Source organism: Coleofasciculus sp. B1-GNL1-01 (genome assembly GCF_040220235.1).
Taxonomy (GTDB): domain Bacteria; phylum Cyanobacteriota; class Cyanobacteriia; order Cyanobacteriales; family Coleofasciculaceae; genus Coleofasciculus.
Map to the genome: position 1 here is coordinate 1 of NZ_JAVJTO010000026.1, position 15,385 is coordinate 15,385.

The 15,385-nt window shown below is 45.8% G+C and carries 16 protein-coding genes and 1 pseudogene; 8 read left to right on the top strand and 9 right to left on the bottom strand.

Annotated elements, in window-relative coordinates:
* Positions 1-131, top strand: a pseudogene (locus tag RID53_RS05795) (IS630 family transposase); the annotation flags it as partial.
* Between the two features lie 12 nt (positions 132-143).
* On the opposite strand, the gene RID53_RS05800 reads toward RID53_RS05795, so the two are convergent.
* From RID53_RS05800 to RID53_RS05820, 5 genes are all read right to left on the bottom strand, one after another.
* Complete coding sequence (locus RID53_RS05800) at positions 144-353, bottom strand: hypothetical protein (RefSeq protein WP_446387215.1); 210 nt, start codon at positions 351-353, stop codon at positions 144-146.
* A gap of 565 nt (positions 354-918) precedes the next feature.
* Positions 919-1,524 carry a hypothetical protein gene (locus RID53_RS05805; RefSeq protein WP_446387216.1) on the bottom strand — a complete coding sequence of 202 codons (606 nt, stop codon included), beginning with the start codon at positions 1,522-1,524 and terminating at the stop codon, positions 919-921.
* The gene (locus RID53_RS05810) at positions 1,524-1,877 is read right to left on the bottom strand and encodes an STAS-like domain-containing protein (protein WP_446387217.1); all 354 of its coding nucleotides are present in this window, start codon (positions 1,875-1,877) and stop codon (positions 1,524-1,526) included. Before RID53_RS05810 ends, RID53_RS05805 begins: the two co-directional genes overlap by 1 nt.
* A 12-nt stretch (positions 1,878-1,889) precedes the next feature.
* Entirely contained in the window at positions 1,890-2,513 is a 624-nt protein-coding gene (locus RID53_RS05815; RefSeq protein WP_446387218.1) for an ATP-binding protein, read from the bottom strand.
* Positions 2,514-2,561: 48 nt separating this feature from the next.
* Positions 2,562-2,771, bottom strand: coding sequence for a hypothetical protein (locus RID53_RS05820; RefSeq protein WP_446387219.1), 210 nt, complete (start codon positions 2,769-2,771; stop codon positions 2,562-2,564).
* 736 nt (positions 2,772-3,507) lie between these two features.
* Here RID53_RS05820 and nifJ point away from each other — a divergent pair.
* Together nifJ and RID53_RS05830 are read left to right on the top strand one after the other, a co-directional pair.
* A complete protein-coding gene (gene nifJ, locus RID53_RS05825; protein ID WP_446387220.1) occupies positions 3,508-7,122 on the top strand; it encodes a pyruvate:ferredoxin (flavodoxin) oxidoreductase in 3,615 nt (1,204 codons plus the stop codon).
* Positions 7,123-7,201: 79 nt separating this feature from the next.
* Positions 7,202-8,218 carry a dihydroorotate dehydrogenase-like protein gene (locus tag RID53_RS05830; protein WP_446387221.1) on the top strand — a complete coding sequence of 339 codons (1,017 nt, stop codon included), beginning with the start codon at positions 7,202-7,204 and terminating at the stop codon, positions 8,216-8,218.
* Positions 8,219-8,350: 132 nt separating this feature from the next.
* Here the strand turns inward: RID53_RS05830 and RID53_RS05835 are convergent, their stop codons facing one another.
* The gene (locus RID53_RS05835; RefSeq protein ID WP_446387222.1) at positions 8,351-8,776 is read right to left on the bottom strand and encodes a hypothetical protein; all 426 of its coding nucleotides are present in this window, start codon (positions 8,774-8,776) and stop codon (positions 8,351-8,353) included.
* Between the two features lie 290 nt (positions 8,777-9,066).
* On the opposite strand from RID53_RS05835, the gene RID53_RS05840 reads away from it, so the two are divergent.
* The 4 genes from RID53_RS05840 (at position 9,067) to RID53_RS05855 (ending at position 11,855) form a co-directional block, all read left to right on the top strand.
* On the top strand, positions 9,067-10,773 hold the full coding sequence (locus RID53_RS05840) for a PhnE/PtxC family ABC transporter permease (protein ID WP_446387223.1): 1,707 nt from the start codon (positions 9,067-9,069) through the stop codon (positions 10,771-10,773).
* Entirely contained in the window at positions 10,745-10,939 is a 195-nt protein-coding gene (locus RID53_RS05845) for a hypothetical protein (protein ID WP_446387224.1), read from the top strand. Before RID53_RS05840 ends, RID53_RS05845 begins: the two co-directional genes overlap by 29 nt.
* Positions 10,940-11,042: 103 nt before the next feature.
* Entirely contained in the window at positions 11,043-11,333 is a 291-nt protein-coding gene (locus RID53_RS05850; RefSeq protein WP_006100934.1) for a type II toxin-antitoxin system TacA family antitoxin, read from the top strand.
* A gap of 24 nt (positions 11,334-11,357) precedes the next feature.
* Complete coding sequence (locus tag RID53_RS05855; protein WP_446387225.1) at positions 11,358-11,855, top strand: GNAT family N-acetyltransferase; 498 nt, start codon at positions 11,358-11,360, stop codon at positions 11,853-11,855.
* An 88-nt stretch (positions 11,856-11,943) separates the two neighbouring features.
* On the opposite strand, the gene RID53_RS05860 is transcribed toward RID53_RS05855, so the two are convergent.
* Complete coding sequence (locus RID53_RS05860; protein WP_446387226.1) at positions 11,944-12,789, bottom strand: transglutaminase-like domain-containing protein; 846 nt, start codon at positions 12,787-12,789, stop codon at positions 11,944-11,946.
* 179 nt (positions 12,790-12,968) lie between these two features.
* A complete protein-coding gene (locus RID53_RS05865) occupies positions 12,969-13,379 on the bottom strand; it encodes a DUF2294 domain-containing protein (protein ID WP_446387227.1) in 411 nt (136 codons plus the stop codon).
* Positions 13,380-13,623: 244 nt separating this feature from the next.
* Between RID53_RS05865 and RID53_RS05870 the strand changes: the two genes are divergently transcribed.
* Positions 13,624-14,409: a response regulator transcription factor gene (locus tag RID53_RS05870; protein ID WP_446387228.1), complete on the top strand. Its 786-nt coding sequence runs from the start codon at positions 13,624-13,626 to the stop codon at positions 14,407-14,409.
* A gap of 137 nt (positions 14,410-14,546) precedes the next feature.
* On the opposite strand, the gene RID53_RS05875 is transcribed toward RID53_RS05870, so the two are convergent.
* Positions 14,547-15,380, bottom strand: a complete 834-nt coding sequence (locus RID53_RS05875) for an ABC transporter ATP-binding protein (RefSeq protein WP_446387229.1) — start codon at positions 15,378-15,380, stop codon at positions 14,547-14,549.
* Between the last annotated feature and the right edge of the window lie 5 nt (positions 15,381-15,385).

A 15,385-nucleotide genomic window follows, 5' to 3' on the forward strand; every position in this document is an offset into this window, starting at 1 on the left:
TCATTAGACAATTTTATCATCTTTGCAGCTCTTTTAAAATAGTTAAGTGGCTATTTGAATTTTTTGCTGATGGTCAAATATTCGATTTTCCGAAAATTTTTCAGTATGGAATTTTGCCACAACCTAAATAGGATTGCTATAGTTTATAGATTATAGTTTGACTTACCTCCATCAAGGGCGTACTCGCAAACCCCTTCGTCTTCCTCCATAATGACCGCTCGATAACAGTTTTGGCTTACCCCGTTAGGGGTGCGATCGCAAACCCCTTCGTCTTCCTCCATAATGACCGCTCGATAACAGTTTTGGCTTACCCCGTTAGGGGCGCGATCGCAAACCCCTTCGTCTTCTTTCATAATGACCGCTCGATAACAGTTTTGGCTTACCCCGTTAGGGGCGCGATCGCAAACCCTTCTCTTACTCCATAATGAGTCTGACTTTTGTCAAGTACAATTTATACCAAATTAGATGAGCTTACCCTGTAGTTACCCGGAACTGCCAACAGTGAAGCTTGGAAAAGAAAACAGTGAGTAGGTAACCCCGATACGCTGTAAAAATATGGATATGAGTAATAGCAAGAGTGGATTGAGAAATTGGAATATTCACGGACTTGAACGTAGATGATTTGCCAAATAAATAAGGCATAGCATGACGAACTTTTGGTTACCCGCTCGTCAGGACTTAACCTTGTGTTAATAGTTTAGCACTATGACTTATTTTTATGTCAGAAATCATTCTTTTGACTTATCTATCCACTCCGGAAAGTACTACTTTTTATAGATAAGCATATTGAGTAAAAATACTTAATAATTTGCAACTCCTCACCCCGGCGTGAGGAAACTGTAGGGGCGCATAGGCTTGCACCCATCAAATCGGCAAAATCTAACTTGTAATGTTTGAATAAAAAGCAAAAGCACATTTCTACCTCGTCAAAAGTTTACCCTGATTCGCGGCAGCCGCGATCGCGTTACGGTTTGCTGTAAAAACTTGGATTCCCGGAACAGTTACATAGTCACCATCATCCGTAATCACGTTCACGATTCCTGCTTGATCTATTGCTTCGAGTATGAGCAGATCGTAACCATCAAGGGGTTGAGTCTGGAGTCTGACTAGAGATTTGTTAATGCTAACATCATCCACTGTAATATCAATACATGAAGCCATAGATGTAACCAGACTCCAAGCGGTTTGAACTTCAGCTACAACATTAGCTCTTTGCGATGGATGGTTGTGGCGATAGTCTTTGGCTTTTATTGTGGCGGAAAAAATTTTTCGTTCTGTTGTCTCAATATTGTGTGCTAACTCTGCTAGGGAAAGACCACAGTATCGGAGTGAAGCTTGAACAGAAATAGCTTTCATTAAATAGGACGGATACACATTAGTCTGATAAGATAGTGCTGAGGTACTAGCTTGGGTATAGGTGAGCCAGTACCAGACATTAGTGTCAACAAGAAAAATGTCATCCTGTTTTGGGATATCAGAGTGAATATCAAAAACCTCAGCCTGAACTGTGTAGTTGATTACCATCAAAGACTATTTGCTTGTTCGCTAACGACTTTATCTACTGCTTTGCGAGTATACTCATCTGAGTAATACCGCTTCGAGTTCTCAATCACCGCTTTGAGTACCTGTTTGCCAACTGGGTTGAGGTTAGACACTTTAAGCAAACGGTTGAGGGTTTCTGGTTTTATGTCTCCTAGCAATTGACCAATGGCAAAGTTAAAAAAAGGAGACGCAAAAATATTCACTCCAGCAAAGTCTACCTCGACAGGACGCTCTGCTTTCAGTTCCGGGTGAATGAGTTTGTAAACCTTTTGACCATCTTCAAGAGTCATGCAGTATTTGCCCACCAGGTCGTAGATATTGTATTTTTTCATCATTCTGACCTCCCTTTAGAACAGCGGCTCCTCACTGGGTTCAGAGTTCAGCGAGTCTAGTGAGTAATAAGACTCATCAGATTTAAGTGTGATATTGACCAGTGTTCCCTCAAAGAAACTTTGACTACTCTGATACGTTTCTTGTGTTTTATCAATTATGACATATCCATTATGACTGAAAATCTCTAGTTTTCCCTCATTCACCCTGACAAATTGTTTTAAATAGTCAAGTCCTATGCCCCTTGCTATACCATGTTTGGTGGTTGTCCCTCGCCTAAATGCCCATTTGATAGTCTCATCTGCTGATAAATCAGTCTGGTTCAAGAAATCGCGAACGTTGCGAGGAATACCAACCCCAAAATCGACTACGGTAAGTTTCAGTTCTCCCAGAGTGGGGTAGTGCTGTCCGCAACTAAAAACCCCAATATTTGTTTGTCCATGCTCGAAGGCATTTGCATAGATTTCCCAGACGGTTGAAACAATATGGTTTTTCAATAACTGATCGATATGAACCCAGCCACGACCTAACCATTGTTCAGATAGGTAGTCTACTAAACCGCTGTTGTCTAGATATCGGTCTTCTCTATATGGGATGGAGTTTCCTTCCCAAGGCTCTACACCCTCCCCAAAGATGTGCATGAAACCATTTTGTTGAAGATTTATCCGGATTGGATTGTAAAGTGTATCCTACTTGAAGCTAACCTTACGCCCCTGGGATTCAATTAAGCGGGCTAACCCACCTATAAAAGCTACAGCATTTTGTCGTAGAAAGCTGCATCCAGAGAAATCGAAGACTACTTCCAAGTCTGTCTGGTTGACTTGCTGCCAAAGTTGAAACAGCAGCTCAAAGTCTTTCAACTCATCGTTGATAGTTAGAACTTGAAGAACTAGGCTCACAATTAATTCTGGAATGTGTGGTCAAGATATAGAGTATAGTTTAAACTTAGCCCAATCCCAGCGATGACTGAATTGGCGACGGCGGACACACCGACACCCAACAGGGTTAGCGATCGCACTCGTTGCCGATAGTGACGAGTATAGTGCTAGTCTAGCAACCATGCCGTACTGCGACCAATCAGATGAACGGGTTGATCTAGGGAACTCTCTTTTTTTTGCCCATCTCCCTCAATGGCTGAGAAGCTGAGAAATATTTACGAAATGCAATATTTCTTCATCATTTTGTACTAATACTTAATTAAGTTAAAATATCCCAGCTTGTAAAAACGAATACAGCTTATTCTTTAGATTATTTTAAGGTAGGGAGTTGCAAAAGTCTTAAATAAATTAAAAAAAAGTTAGACTACCTAAATTGCTAAATTTTTGTTAGATAATAGAAGAGTATCCGGAAGAAGGCGGGAAGGTTAAAAGACCGTTAACCAATTCCGGAAACGACCGTCAGCCATATAGCTTGGGGGTTTAATGTCGATTTATGCTATCTAGAAAAAACAACATTGACGTTGTTCAAAGAAGGACTCAATTGGAACATTTATGCTAATTCGATTACCAATAGAATTGACGTTTTGTAGTGGAAGAGACGAAATTAATAGGGGATTTGCAATAGATAAGGAATTAAGTTGAAGTTTAGCGCCCCAAACAAAAAAGATTACCTAGCAACCCATAAAGGTTTGTAACTATGACGAAACGAACGATTGCAACTCTAGACGGAAACGAAGCGGTAGCTCGCGTTGCCTACCCACTCAATGAAGTGATTGCCATTTATCCGATCACCCCCGCTTCACCCATGGGAGAATGGGCAGATGCCTGGTCTTCAGAAGGTCGCAAGAACCTCTGGGGTACTGTTCCCTCAATCATTGAAATGCAGAGTGAAGCTGGCGCGGCAGGTACGGTTCATGGTGCATTGCAGGCAGGGTCATTGACCAGCACATTCACAGCCTCTCAGGGCTTGCTGTTAATGCTACCCAACCTCTACAAAATCGCTGGGGAAATGACCTCAGCCGTGATCCATGTCGCCGCGCGATCGCTAGCCGCCCAAGCCTTGTCCATTTTTGGGGATCACCAAGATGTGATGGCGTGTCGTGCTACCGGCTTTGGTCTGTTGGCGTCGGGATCAGTCCAAGAGGCACATGACCTAGCATTGATTGCCCACGCCGCTAGCCTCGAATCCCGCGTTCCCTTTATCCATTTCTTTGATGGCTTCCGCACCTCCCACGAAGTTCAGAAAATTGAACTCCTGGCAGAAGAAGATCTGCGGGAAATGATCAATGATGAACGGGTAATGGAACACCGGGCGCGGGGTCTCACCCCAGATCGCCCCGTTCTGCGAGGAACCGCCCAAAACCCGGATGTCTATTTCCAAGCGCGGGAAACCGTTAACCCCTACTACAACGCCTGTCCGGGAATTGTCCAGAACACCATGGACAAATTTGCCGAACTCACCGGGCGCAAGTATGAACTGTTCCAATATTACGGTGCCCCCGATGCCGAACGAGTGATTATCCTCATGGGTTCTGGCACAGAAACCGCCCATGAAACCGTGGATTACCTGAACAAACAGGGTGAAAAAGTGGGGATGATCAAAGTGCGGCTGTATCGCCCCTTTGACATGAAACAATTGGTTAAGGCATTACCTACGACCACCAAGAGTATCGCGGCTCTAGACCGCACCAAAGAACCGGGTGCAGGTGGTGAACCCCTGTATTTGGATGTGGTAACAGCCGTTCAGGAAGCCTGGGAAGCCGATACACCTAAACCCAAGGTTGTCGGTGGACGCTATGGCTTATCCTCTAAGAAATTTAGCCCCGCGATGGTGAAGGGGATTTTCGATAACCTGGCGGCTGATCAACCTAAGAACCACTTTACCATTGGCATCAACGATGACTTGACCAATACCAGCCTCTCCTTCGATCCCAACTTCTCCACGGAACCCGAAAGCGTGGTGCGTTGTGTGTTCTATGGCTTAGGGTCAGATGGTACTGTGGGCGCGAATAAGAACTCGATCAAGATTATTGGCGAAGAAACCGATAACTACGCCCAAGGTTACTTCGTTTACGACTCCAAGAAATCCGGTGCTGTTACCGTTTCTCACCTGCGCTTTGGTCCAGAACCGATTCGTTCAACCTACCAGATTAGCCAAGCCAACTTTGTGGCTTGTCACCAGTGGGTGTTCCTGGAAAAATTGAACGTCCTTAGTAGTGCTGCCCCTGGTGCAACCTTCCTGCTGAATTGTCCCTTTGGACCCGATGAAGTCTGGGGTCTACTGCCGCGTCCAGTGCAAGAGGAAATTGTCAATAAGAACTTGAAGTTCTATGTTATTGACGCCAACCAAGTGTCCATTAACAGTGGGATGGGACGACGGATTAACACCGTGATGCAAGTCTGCTTCTTTGAACTGGCGAATATCTTACCCAAAGAAGAAGCGATCGCGAAAATTAAGCAGTACATCGAAAAGACTTACGGCAAGAAGGGTGCAGAAGTTGTCCGCATGAATATTGAGGCGGTGGACAATGCTTTGGCGCATCTGTATGAAGTGCAAGTGCCAGATAGCCTGGACAGCACTGTGGATATGCGTCCCCCGGTTCCCGACACCGCCCCAGCCTTTGTTCGGGATGTGTTAGGTAAGATGATGGCGCGGGGTGGCGATGACCTGCCTGTGAGTGCTTTACCTGTAGATGGGACATTCCCTACGGGTACAACCAAATGGGAAAAACGCAATGTGGCATTAGAAGTCCCGGTTTGGGACCCCGATGTCTGCGTCCAGTGTGGTAAGTGTGTCATGGTTTGCCCCCATGCGGTGATCCGAGGCAAGTCTTATGACCCGCAGGTGTTAGAAAATGCCCCAGCTTCTTTTAAGTCTATCGATACTCGTGATAAAGAGTATGAGGGACAGAAATTTACGATTCAGGTAGCGGTAGAAGACTGTACGGGTTGCGGAATTTGTGTCGATGTTTGTCCGGCGAAGAATAAGTCTCAGCCGAAGCTGAAGGCGATTAACATGGAATCCCAGTTACCGTTGCGGGATCAAGAACAGGAAAATTGGGACTTCTTCTTAGATATTCCTAATCCCGATCGCCGTTCCTTAAATTTAGACCGGATTCGTCAGCAGCAATGGCAAGAACCCCTATTTGAGTTCTCCGGCGCTTGTGCGGGTTGTGGTGAAACGCCTTATCTAAAACTGGCGACTCAACTATTTGGCGATCGCATGGTGGTGGCAAATGCCACAGGCTGTTCCTCGATTTACGGTGGGAACCTACCGACTACACCATGGGCGCAAAACGCGGAAGGACGTGGACCAGCTTGGTCGAATAGCTTATTTGAAGATAACGCCGAATTTGGTATTGGCTTCCGCGTATCCATTGACAAACACACCCAATTTGCCGCTGAGTTAGTGCAAACGTTAGCGGGTGAGATTGGCGATAACTTAGTCAGTGGGATTCTCAACGCCGACCAGAAATCCGAAGCCGATATCTGGGAACAACGGGAACGAGTCGCCCAACTCAAGCAGAAACTGCAAGGGATGAACTCTCCTGAAGCCAAGCAGTTGTTAAGTTTAGCCGATTACCTAGTCAAGAAGAGTGTCTGGATTATCGGTGGTGACGGCTGGGCGTATGATATTGGTTACGGTGGTTTAGACCATGTGATTGCCAGTGGTCGTAATGTGAATATCTTGGTGTTGGATACTGAGGTGTATTCCAACACGGGGGGTCAAGCGTCCAAAGCTACTCCACGGGGGGCGGTGGCGAAATTTGCCGCAGCAGGTAAACCCGCACCGAAGAAAGACCTCGGTTTAATTGCGATGACCTACGGGAATGTCTACGTTGCTAGTGTGGCAATGGGGGCGCGGGATGAACATACCCTGAAGGCGTTCTTAGAAGCGGAGGCGTATAATGGTCCATCCCTAATCCTGGCGTATTCGCACTGTATTGCCCACGGGATTAATATGACCACATCGATGTCTCATCACAAGGCGTTGGTTGAGTCCGGGCGCTGGTTGCTGTATCGCTTCAATCCCGATTTAGTCAAAGAAGCGAAGAATCCCCTGCAACTGGATATGCGGAGTCCGAAATTCCCGGTGGAACAATCCATGTATCAAGAAAACCGCTTCAAGATGCTGACCAAGAGTAAGCCAGAAGATGCTAAACGTCTCCTGCAAGAAGCGCAACAGGATGTGCAAACCCGGTGGCAGATGTACCAATATCTGGCAGCCCGTCAGTTGGACACCCACAACGGTCATGGGAATGGTCAGACAACCCAAACCGGTGAGGAAGTTAAGGAACCGACGAATACCTAAATAACAGTAGAGACGCGCCATGGCGCGTCTCTACACCCCTCCACAGGATTACCCATAAAGAATTGAGAGGTTTAAACGGATGGATCTGACAACAACATATCTCGGGTTAGAATTGCGATCGCCCCTCGTCGTTGGTGCAGCGGCACCCTTGACCGAAGATGTGGACAATATCAAGCGCATGGAGGATGCAGGCGCGGCGGCTGTGGTGCTGCATTCCTTATTTGAAGAACAACTGCGCCAAGAAAAGTTGGAGTTACACCATCACTTAGAGTATGGTACTGAAAGTTTTGCCGAAGCCCTGACCTATTTCCCGGAAGCAGAAGTCTTTCATGTGGGTTCGGAGCAATATTTAGAGCATATCCGTAAGGCAAAAGAGACGGTGAATATGCCGATCATCGCTAGTCTTAATGGTGCTACGGTGGGCGGCTGGACGCACTACGCCAAGGAAATTGAGCAGGCGGGGGCAAATGCGCTGGAGTTGAATATCTACAGCATCCCCACGGATATGGATCAGACGGGGGCGGAAATTGAGCAGAATTATCTTGATATTCTGCAAGCGGTGAAATCTGAGGTGAGTATTCCGGTGGCGATTAAACTCAGTCCCTTCTTCAGCAATATGGCAAATATGGCGAAGCGGTTGACGGAGGCGGGTGCGGATGGTTTGGTCTTTTTCAATCGATTTTACCAGCCGGATATTGATATTGAGGAGTTGGAAGTTTCACCCAATATCTTGCTGAGTACCCCGCAAGCGATGCGCTTACCCATGCGCTGGATTGCGATTTTGTATGGTCGTCTGTCGGTGGACTTTGCTGCTACCAGTGGGGTACATAAAGGGCAGGATGTGATCAAAATGATGATGGCAGGTGCGAAAGTGACGGAAATCGTCAGTGTACTGCTGCGTCATGGGATTGGCAATCTGCAAGACATTGAGCAAGAGGTGCGCCATTGGATGGAGGAACATGAATACGAGTCTATCAAGCAGATGCAGGGTAGCATGAGTCAGATTAACTGTCCTGATGAAAGTGGCTTTGAACGGGCGCAGTACATGAAAGCGATTCAGACATACAAGCCTCAATTGGTGGGGTTTGCGCCGTAGGGTGAACGCCAATTAATTAGATCCCCGATTTCTGGAATAAGTTGGGGATCTGATCGGGACAAATCATCCAGGAAACCGTAGGGGCGCATAGACGTGCGCCCGACTCAATTGCCAGATCTGATTTAAACTGGATTATTTACCGTCAGTTATCCGATCAAGTGTTAGTTTTTCGGTGTGGTTCAAGGATTCTTCTGATTTTTTAGCTTTTTCGGCTTTTTTAGCCATCGAGTCTAATTTACGGCTTGCCTTTTTCCGTCCATGTTCAATCGCCTGCTTTCTTTTCTCGGTTTTGCCAATCAATTCCTTGGTTGTCTCTAAGCCCTCAAATGCCTTTTCTGATGCCTTTTTCGCTTGTTCACTCCCTTTGTCTAAATCGACAGATTTCTCAGATTGAGGATGGGCTGGGGTTAATTGTGCTGTAGGCGTTAGAGGGGTGGCTAAGGCGTCGCTATTATTGTCTGCGATCGCTAAACCAAAAATCAGGCAAATTGGAATTAAAAACAAGGCTAGGATTTGACGCAGTTTGCTGAGGTGTAATTTCATTTTTAATAGCGGCATAGATAGTCTTTAATAGTCTTTAAAGGCAACAGGGAGCTAGGAAATGGGCGATACCCGATACTTGCACCTTTGTCAATAAGCCCCGACACTCGCCAAGAACTCAAGTTCTTGGCTAAAAGCGCAAGTCGTCTCAAGACGACTAAAACTCTTATTCAGTCAGCTAAGGCTGACTTGGGATTTTAGTCTTGGGTTTCAACCCTAAGCGGTTGGTGAGACTCTGGGCATACTTTCCCATAGTGGCAATAAACCCCTACAATTTCCTTCATACTAAAGACAGAAAAACGGCAGTTTTGACACCTCAGCCCTTATCTCGTCCCCCAATTCTCAACCCACAAACAGCTTGGGGATTAGTATTTATCGGCGCGATCGCACTTTCTCTTTACCAGGCGGGTATCTGGGGAGAGGATATCTTGAATCCAGGTGGATTTTCCTTATTGGGGCGATTCCTCCAAGCCAGTCTACAACCGGAGTTAAGCCTTGAGTTTCTCCAATTAACCTTAGAGGCGACGCTTACCACGTTAGCTTATGCCGTCTGTGGTACGTTTCTCAGTGTGGTGCTGGGAATTGTGGGCGGAATTTTCACCTCAGAGGTGTGGTGGTTGGCGGTTTCTCCGGGTTCAATCGAGAGACACCCTTCTCAAATTTGGTTGAGTTTGCGGGGATTGTTGGCGGTTCCCAGGGCGATTCACGAAATGCTGTGGGGACTGTTTTTTGTGAATATTTGGGGACTTGATCCCTTAGTCGCCATTTTAGCGATCGCGATTCCCTTTGGGGCGGTGGTGGCGAAGGTTTTTGCCGAAATTCTGGATGAGACGCCTCGTCAACCGCTAATTACGCTGCTTAATAGTGGGGTTGCACCGTTAACCGCGTTTCTGTATACGCTGATTCCCCAAGCCTTTTTAAATCTTCTCTCCTATACATTTTATCGCTTTGAATGTTCGATTCGTTCGGCGGCGGTGTTGGGAATTATCGGGGCTGGGGGATTAGGATATGAGATTTTCCTAAGTTTGCAGTCACTGCGTTATCAGCAATTGTGGACATTTTTCTATGCCCTATTTATCTTAAATGGGATGGTTGATTTGAGTAGCGCTTGGTTACGCGATCGCTTAGGCTGTACCAGTCGCCTGGATTTAAATGCTGATCAAGGTTCTACGTCTCCAAGGAAATCCTATCAGCGTGATCCGTGGATTACTCTGGCGGGTATCGCAGTGGCGCTACTCATCCCCTTTTGCTTTTGGTATGTCCATCCTGACTTTACTCAACTTTGGTCACCCCGTACTGGGAAATTATTGGCGGATGCGATAACCGTATCCTTTCCACCGGATATCAGCTGGGAACAATTGCCAGAATTAGTCCGATTATCAACCCAAACCCTCTCCATGTCCATTCTCGCGATCGCTTTAGCGAGTATAGGTGGTATTTTACTCTCGTTTCCGGCAACTCGTAATTTTTTCCTACCTGGAGGATTACTCAATCCGAGTCGTCAAGGAAGAGGGCGAGGCGAGAAAATTTGGGTATGGATTACCTTTTTACTCACCCGGGCGATTTTATTGGTGTGTCGGGCAATTCCTGCACCAATTTGGGCGTTAGTGGCGCTGTTTATCTTATTTCCGGGTATTTTACCGGGTGCGATCGCGTTGGGGATGCACAATTTGGGGATTTTAGGGCGGTTGATGGCAGAAGTGACAGAAAATATCCCCCAACCTCCATTACAAGCCTTGAAAGCTCAGGGAACCCCCGCTGCGTTGGTGTTTTTATATGGGGTGCTACCGATGACATTGCCCCGTTTTCTGGCGTATAGTCTGTACCGTTGGGAAGTCTGTATGCGAGAAACGGTAATTGTGGGATTAGTGGGGGCGGGTGGATTAGGGCGGTTATTGAGTGAACAATTGAGTAGTTTTGACGCGCCCGGTATTGTTACCACTATCGCCTGTTTAATTATGCTGACGGTTCTCGTGGATTGGATAAGTGGAATCAGTCGGCGTGCATGGCGTTGAATCCAATAGGCAGGAGGCACGGCAACGCTGTATCCCTACGGAACCTGTCCTCGAACCCGCTACTGACTTCAGCTTATCTGTCTATTTTATAACAGTACCAAAGCAGGGAGAGGATATTCTTTACTGTTCTGTTGCCTGTTCCCTGTTGCCTAATCTCAACCGTTAATTTTAATTGTGTCCACCTACTTAGTGCTGTACTTGTTGACTATCGTGGTTTTTTGTATATACAATGTACACACATACCTAAAACTCTAAAGTAGAGAGTAACTATGGCGTTTCTTGATAAAACCAATAAAGACAAGCGCTCCCTTGTCGTCAATATGAGAGTTGAACCCAATCAGCTTGATCTCATAGATACAGCGGCATCTGTTTGTGGCAAGACTCGGAGTGCTTTTATGTTAGACGCAGCCTATCGAGCAGCAGAAGAGGCATTGCTAGATTGGAGATTGTTCCGCCTTAATGATGATCAGTGGAAGGCTTTTAATCAAGCTCTTGATATGCCCCCAGAGAAAAATGAAAAGTTACATCAATTGCTTCAGGTAAAATCTCCTTGGGAATAATTATTATTCTGTGGTAATTACCTCATGAAGTATACCCCACCGGAACATATTCAACCAACCCATGATATAGAGTCATTTGATTGTGGCGAGATAAGCTTAAATCAATGGTTAAAAACACGCGCTCTTAACAATGAAACCCTTGGTTCATCACGCACTTATGTAGTCTGTTGGGAAAACAAAGTAGTAGGATACTACTGTTTAGCTAATGGTCAGGTTTCTCATATTGAAGCTCCCGGTAAAATCAAAAGAAATATGCCCGATCCAATCCCAGTCGTAGTAATGGGTAGACTGGCTGTTGATATTCATCATCAAGGAAAGGGAATTGGTATGGGAATGATCAAAGATGCTGTAAAGCGTACTCTACAAGCATCGGAGATACTAGGGATTAGAGCGATTCTAATTCATGCCCTTAACGAAAATGTGAAAGATTTTTACGTGGAACGTTGCGGCTTTATGCCTTCTCCAATTCATCCTTTAACGGTCATGGTAAAACTTTCTGACATAAAAAAGAATCTTATTTGAATGAATAAAGACGCGCTGGGGAAACATCTGTACCTCACCTACGTTAGAAACTAGATAAATAACCTCCTTCCTGCCTTGAAGCCTGCTGTTATATTAACGCGATCGCACGATTGGTATAGTCGGGGAGTTCAGGCGTTTTTCCATCCTGATCCGGAACCGCTTCGACAAACACATCCTTATAGTTCATCTGAACATCACCAAAAATAGTGGCAAACGCGACATCAGCCGCATCGCGCCCAATACCAATGCGAATTAACCCATTACAGGGGGCGAGTCGGCTGGCGTCAAACAAATACCAGCGATCGCCTAAATACGCCTCAAAATAGGCATGAAAATCTTGCGGTTCTAAATTATAAGCATATCCCGTCACAAATCGAGCTGGAATATTCAACGCCCGACAAAAAGCAATTCCCAAATGGGCAAAATCTCGACAAACCCCTGCTCGTTCTGTCGCGGTATCATAAGCCGAGGTATGTTGATTCGTGCTACCCGATAAATAGGTGACATTATCGTAAATCCAGTTACAGATTGCCGTAACTCTGGAATAGTCAGGAATCAAATTACCAAACTCATTCTGTGCCAGACGCATCAGCCGATCTGACTCACAGTAACGCGATGGGTAGAGGTAATGTAACGTTTCTAACGGTAACTTATGCGGAGGATTTTCTGGAATCGAACTGGGGTCTTCATCCCGATAATATAAATCCACAGTTGCTTGATAGGACACCTGTAAGTCACCTTGGGGTAAATGGACTCGTAGATATCGGTTTTCCATCCGAGGAGAAACATACTCCTCATAATCCAGGGATGGTTCAATTCGCAAGCTTTCTTGCAGAATTTTTTGATGTTTTTTCTCAACAACGCTGAGATTAAAAATAAAAGTGCTACTTGCCGCAACACTATAGTTTAATTGACAGCCTAGCTTGAATTTCATAATTTATCTCAATAAGGATTATTTTAAGGCTTTCTCTAAATAATTTGCCATTATTTGGCATTTATTTATATTAATTGTTGTCAACGTACATTTTTAGAATTAACAATCTAGGTTCTAATAATCGTAAGCCATAGAGGTTTTATTGAAAAAATGACAGACAAATGACAATCACTAACGTCTTAAGAAGCTTGATGAGTTGGCTGTTGTGCGGCTGAACCCGAACAGCGAAATTGAGGCGTCTCAGCTAGTACAGCGATGATTCCCTCCCTTTTAGTTTCTAGAGTGGTATCACTAAGCAAATCAACCACCTTTACTCCCAAAATTTCCTGGATTCGCTCTCTCAATTGAGGCTTGATGGCAGCATCTAAATCTGAGCGCACCTTCTCAGTTAGGTCTTTCTCTCCTTGGTTAGCAAGTAACTGCTCCGGCTGAGTTACAGCATCTTCCAGAATCAGCGTAACTCTATCACCTTGAATACTGGCTGTTATTTTGCCAGGTTGATGTCCAAGTTGCTCACGGTACAGTGATTGTATTCCTTGAGAGAGGCGGCGTTCCAACTGCCCCCGGGTCGGACGAGCTTTTTTTGACATAGACATAATAACAGAGGTAACGCAGAGGACGATAGTAATAGATTGTCTCAAATGGATGCTTGGAAACTTAGCGTACCACAAAATGTCACACCTGAAGCAGCGAGTAAGCATTGGTGTCAACTGAGTTGAAAGCAAATTTTTCCGACACCCCGCCCCCTCAGCTATCACAGTAACAGTTGTTACAAAATCTTGACATTAGCTTTGTTAACCTGAGTAACAATGCCGAAAAAGGAAACAAAATGCCGTGGGAGCATCGGTTTGTATTCAGATTATCGAGGGGAATCCCCATTTGCGATCGCTGCTAGGTTGGCACTTGCAGCAAGCGGGCTATTGGGTTTATCAATCTGCCTCCCTCTATCAAGCTAGAGAGACATTCTACAATCGCCAACCTACTCTCGTCATTCTCGACTCTGACTTACCCGATGGTGACGGGGTAGAGTTTTGTCGCTGGATTCACCAGCAGCGACATTCGTTAATTTTAATGCTGTCTGCCCGTAATCATGAAGTTGATATCGTCCAAGGGTTAAAAGCTGGTGCCGATGATTATCTAACCAAACCCTTTGGAATGCAGGAATTTCTGGCAAGAGTCGAGGCACTGATTCGACGTATCCGGATGACGGCTGTACCAATGACGCTGGAATATGGTGATCTCAAAATTGATTTAGTTCAGCGCCGGGTGTGTTACAAAGGGGAGTTTGTTGATTTAACGCCTCAGGAATTTAGTTTACTCTACGTTCTTACTCAAGCAGAAGGATTACCCTTAAGTCGTTCAGAGTTACTACGTCGGGCGTGGCCCGATGCTATTGATAATCCCCGTACTATTGATACCCATGTCCTCTCACTACGCAAAAAAATTGAAACTGATCCCCGACAACCCAGTTTAATTCAAACGGTGCGGAATGTGGGTTATCGGTTTAATCCAGAAATGCTCGAACGCAGCCAATCAACTGGAGGAGAAGCAGATCATAATTATCCAACGTCTCGACCAGATGTTGCACCCGTAGCTGCGAGTACCGCTGGGCGACAATAGTGTTTTTGGTGTAGGGGTACAGGGGGATAAGGGAGTCAAAATTGAGTAAGGGCGGGTTTTGTACAAACGTTACCATCAATCGCGATAAGAAAGTCCCTAAACCCGCCCCTACAAACCAGGTTCCCTCGAAGGTTGGCTTAAAACTCTTCCACTCCCCACTCTTGTGCTGCTTGCGCTTCGGCTTTGACTAAGGAATCTCGTAACAGGTTCCAGTCCAAATTAGTCGCTGATGTATCTTGCATGAGTTGACCTGTCTGGAGATACAATACTCGATTACAGAAGAGTTGAGCCATGTCTAACTGATGATTCACCATTAAAACCGTAATCTGCTCCTGCTTTGCCATGTCAGCCAAGACACCCAAAACATGAGAAGCTGTCCCCACATCAAGGGCGGATGTCGGTTCATCCAATAGGATAATTTTAGGTTGACAAACTAAAGCCCGTGCGATCGCAACCAGTTGTCGTTGTCCGACGGAAAGTTGTAATTCTGTGCGTTCCAGCCAATCATTGGGGATGTGCAGCCGTTCCCGATAGGTTTCAATCCGTTGTGCGATTCCCTCTGGTACTGCGCTCCGCGCAATCGCGGATTTTCCGAGCTGCTGTAACACCAACGGATAAGCCAGCGCCTCCCGTACCGTCATTCCCAATAGTTTTGGTTCTTGGGAAACCAGCATAATTTGCCGTCGTAACTGTAGTACGGGAATGGTTTGAATATCTTGATTATCCAGATAAATCATACCGCTGGTGGGATCACTCAATCGGTTCAATAGCCGCAGCAGTGAACTTTTGCCCGCACCAGAGGGACCAATTAATGTTATGCGATCGCCTCTAGCCACGCCAAAAGAAATGTCGCTGAGAATAGGTGTTGCTGGAATCGCGCCTTTTGCGGCTGTCACCAAACTCACTTGCTTGAGTTGGAGTTGAGCCAGCGTCGGCGATAATGAACCATCAGATATCGGGGGTGAGTTCATGGTTA